The following is a 3,852-nucleotide window of genomic DNA, read 5'->3' as shown; positions in this document are numbered from 1 at the left end:
CCACCCATCCCCGCATCCGCACCGCCGTGGTCGGCGTGGTCGGTGAGGGCACCGACCGGCGCCTGGCCGCCTACGCGGTCCCCGCCGACCCGGCCGACGGCATCCCGACCGTGGGTGAACTGCGCGAGCACCTGCGGCGCGGACTGCCGGACTTCATGATCCCGTCGTACTTCACCGAACTGTCGGCGCTGCCGTTGACCCCGAACGGCAAGGTCGACCGCGGCCGCCTGCCGGCCCCGGACAGCCTGCGGCCGCGGCTGGACGGGTTCGTCGCGCCGGCGACCGCGACCGAGGACCTCCTCGCCGGGATCTGGGCCCAGGTGCTCGGCGTGGACCGCGTCGGCGTCGAGGACAACTTCTTCGAACTCGGCGGTGACTCGATCATCAGCATCCAGGTGGTGGCCCGCGCCAGGGAAGCCGGCCTGCACTTCACCGTGGCCCAGCTGTTCGACCACCAGACCGTCGCCGGACTGGCCGCCGTGGCCACCGGCGAGAGCGTCGCGGACGCGGAACAGGGCCTGGTCGTGGGCGACTTCCCGCTCACCCCGATCCAGCGGTGGTTCTTCGACCAGGAGATGCGGGAGCCCGGCCACTTCAACCAGTCGATGCTGCTGGAGGTCACCGGACGCGTCGAGGCCGAGGCGCTGCGGGTGGCCGTGGCGACGGTCCTGGAGCAGCACGACGCCCTGCGGTCGCGGTTCGTCCGGGAGGGCACGCGGTGGGCCGCGCGAGTGATGGCTGCCGAGTCGGCCGATGTCGTACGCGTCATCGAGACGACCGGCCGCGACGACGAGGCCGAATGGGCATTCCTGGACACCCGCGGTGACGAGGCGCAGGCCGGCCTGGACCTGGCCGACGGACCGCTCCTGCGGGTGGTGCTCTTCGACCGGGGCGCACAGGGACAGCTGCTGTTCGTCGTCGTGCACCACCTGGTCGTGGACGCCGTGTCCTGGCCGGTGCTGCTGGAGGACCTGTCGGCGGCCTACGGGCAGGCCGAACGAGGCCTCCCGGTGAAACTGCCGGCCAAGACCACCTCCTTCATGCGATGGGCCGAGCGCCTCGACGAACTCGCCCGCTCCCCGGAGCTGGCCGCCGAAGCCGCGTACTGGCGGACGGCCGAGACCACCACCGTCCGGCTGCCACGCGACCACGACGGCCCCAACAGCCTCGCCTCCCTGCGGGAACTGGCGGTCGGCCTCGGGACGGAACAGACCGAGCGCCTGCTGCGCGACGTCCCCGGCGCGTTCCACACCCAGATCAACGACGTACTGCTGAGCGTCCTCGGGACCGTGCTCACCGAATGGTGCGCGGCCCCGCACGTGGTGGTCGACCTGGAAGGACACGGCCGGGAGGACGTGGGCGCCGACATCGACGTGTCACGGACGGTGGGCTGGTTCACCAGCGTCTACCCGGTCGTCCTCGCCGGAGCGAACGGCGGCGACGACCCGGGCGCGATCCTGCGCCGCACGAAGGAACGGCTGAGGGAGATCCCCCGCAAGGGCCACGGCTACGGCCTGCTGCGTCACCTCGGGCACTGGGAACCGGGCCCCGGCGCCGACGTGGCCTTCAACTACCTGGGGCAGACCACTCAGGCGGTCGACGCGGCCGGTGCCTCGGCCGGGCGGTTCAGGCCGACCGGCAGGGCGCTCGGCCGGCCGCAGTCGATGCTCGGGGACCGCACCCATCTGCTCGAGATCAACAGCCAGATCGCGCTCGGCCGCCTGGAACTGGTGTGGATGTACAGCGACCAGGTCCACGACGAGTCGACGGTACGCCGACTCGCTCACCGCTACATCGAGGTCCTCGACGACCTGATCGCGTACTGCTGCCGACCCGACGTCGGCGGCTACACCCCGTCCGACTTCCCCTTGGCCGGCCTCGACCAGGACGTCCTCGACCTCATCCAGCAGCGTTTCGACTCACCTGCCGCCCCCGGTGAGGCCGCCGAATCCGGAGGAGCATCATGACCGCGTTCGACACGACGGCCGGTCGGCAGGCCCGCGCGATCGAGAACATCTACCCGCTCACCGCGCTCCAGCAGGGCATGCTCTTCCACACGGAGCTGGCCGACGAGCCCGGCATGTACTGGGTGCAGAACGGCCTGCTCCTGGAGGGGAACCTCGACCTCACCGCACTGCGGCGGGCCTGGGAGCTCATGTTCAGCCGGCACGAGGTGCTGCGCACCACGGTCGTCTCCGAAGGAGTCCCCGAGCCGCTGGCCGTGGTGTCCCGTTCCGTCCCCCTGCCGCTGCGGGTACTGGACCTGTCGCACCTGGACGAGGCCGCGCGGCAGCGGGCCGTGGACGACTACCTGACCTCCGACTGGGAGTCGGGCGCCGACTTCACCGCCCCCACCCTGGTGCGCATCGCCGTCATCCGGCTGGCCCCCGAACGGCACCAGCTCGTCTGGAGCTACCACCACATGCTGCTGGACGGCTGGAGCGACCCCATCGTGGTGGGCGAACTGCTGGAGTCGTACCACGCGTTCCGCGAGGGCGGCGAACCGCGGCTCGCCGCCCGCAGGCCCTTCCGGGACTTCGTGGCGTGGGTGACGGGGCAGGACATGAACGCGGCCCGTGCGTACTGGCGCGAACGCCTCGCCGGTGTCCGCGGGACGACGACGCTCGGCATCGAACGACCCACTGGTGACCGGGGGCCGGGCGAGTGCCGGGTGCCGCTGTCCCCGGAGGCCGCGACGACCGGTGTGGCGGAGTTCGCCCGACGCCACCGGCTGACCCTCAACACGGTCGTCCAGGCCGCGTGGGCGGTGGTCATGGCCCACTACTCCGGCAACGACGACGTGGTCTTCGGCGTGACGTCGTCGGGCCGCGACGGCCGACTGGACGGCATGGACGCGATGGTGGGCATGCTCCTCAACACCACGCCCGTCAGGATCACCCTCGACCGCGAACAGCCGGTGACCGACTGGCTGACCCGCCTCCAGGACGAGCAGGTCCGGGCCCGGCAGTTCGAACACACGCCCCTGGTCGAGATCGCCGCCGCCAGCGAACTCCCGCCCGGCGAGCAGCTGTTCCAGAGCCTCTTCGTCTTCGAGAACTTCCCGGTCCAGGAAGTGCAGCAGGAACAGCGCAACTCCGCGGCGAGCGGACTGCGCGCCGGCGCCAACTACGGCCGCGAGCAGGCGAACTACCCCCTCAGCGTGACCGCCAGCTCCGGCCGTGAACTCACGATCAAGATGTCCTACGACCGCGCCCGGATGGACGCCGACGCGGTCGACCGGATGGCCGGCCACCTGGCACACGTCCTGGAGGACCTCGTCACCGCTGACGCTGGTCGGCTGGTGGGGGATGTGTCGTTGGTGTCGGTGGGTGAGGTTGAGGGGTTGGTGCGGGGGTGGGCTGGTGTGCCGTTGGTGTTGCCGTCGGTGGGTGGGGTGCATGAGTTGATCGTCGGGTGGGCTGGTGTTGTGCCGGATGCGGTGGCGGTGGTGTCGGGTGAGCGGGTGTTGACGTATGGCGGGTTGGTGGCGCGGGCGAGTCGGTTGGCGCATGAGTTGCGGGGTCGGGGGGTGGGTGCGGAGTCGGTGGTGGGTCTGTGTCTGTCGCGGGGTGTGGATCTGGTGGTGGCGGTGTTGGGGGTGTGGTTGGCGGGTGGTGCGTATCTGCCGTTGGATCCCGATTATCCGGTGGAGCGGCTGGAGTTCATGCTCGCCGACAGCGGCGTGCGCGTGCTGGTGGGGGAGCGGGCCGAGGTCGGTGACCGTCTGACCGCGGAGGCGGTGGTGTGGCTCGACGATCTGGATCTGTCCCGCTCCGAGGCGCCGGGATCCGTCGAGCTTCCGGCCGTGGTCCCGGACCAGTTGGCGGCGGTGATTTATACGTCGGGGTCGAC

General features: G+C 70.9%; 2 protein-coding genes. Both read left to right on the top strand.

Annotation, left to right across the window (positions count from 1 at the left end):
* Window positions 1-1,967, top strand: a 1,967-nt coding sequence (locus AAW13_RS43860) for a condensation domain-containing protein (RefSeq protein WP_240528944.1), incomplete at its 5' end; no start/stop codon positions are given.
* Window positions 1,964-3,852, top strand: a 1,889-nt coding sequence (locus tag AAW13_RS43855; RefSeq protein ID WP_143145128.1) for a condensation domain-containing protein, incomplete at its 3' end; no start/stop codon positions are given. The genes AAW13_RS43860 and AAW13_RS43855, both read left to right, overlap by 4 nt.

Source organism: Streptomyces humi (assembly GCF_001005085.2).
Lineage (GTDB): Bacteria > Actinomycetota > Actinomycetes > Streptomycetales > Streptomycetaceae > Streptomyces > Streptomyces humi.
The sequence above is the reverse complement of the archived record's forward strand: the minus strand, read 5'-3'. Positions and strand labels throughout refer to the sequence as shown.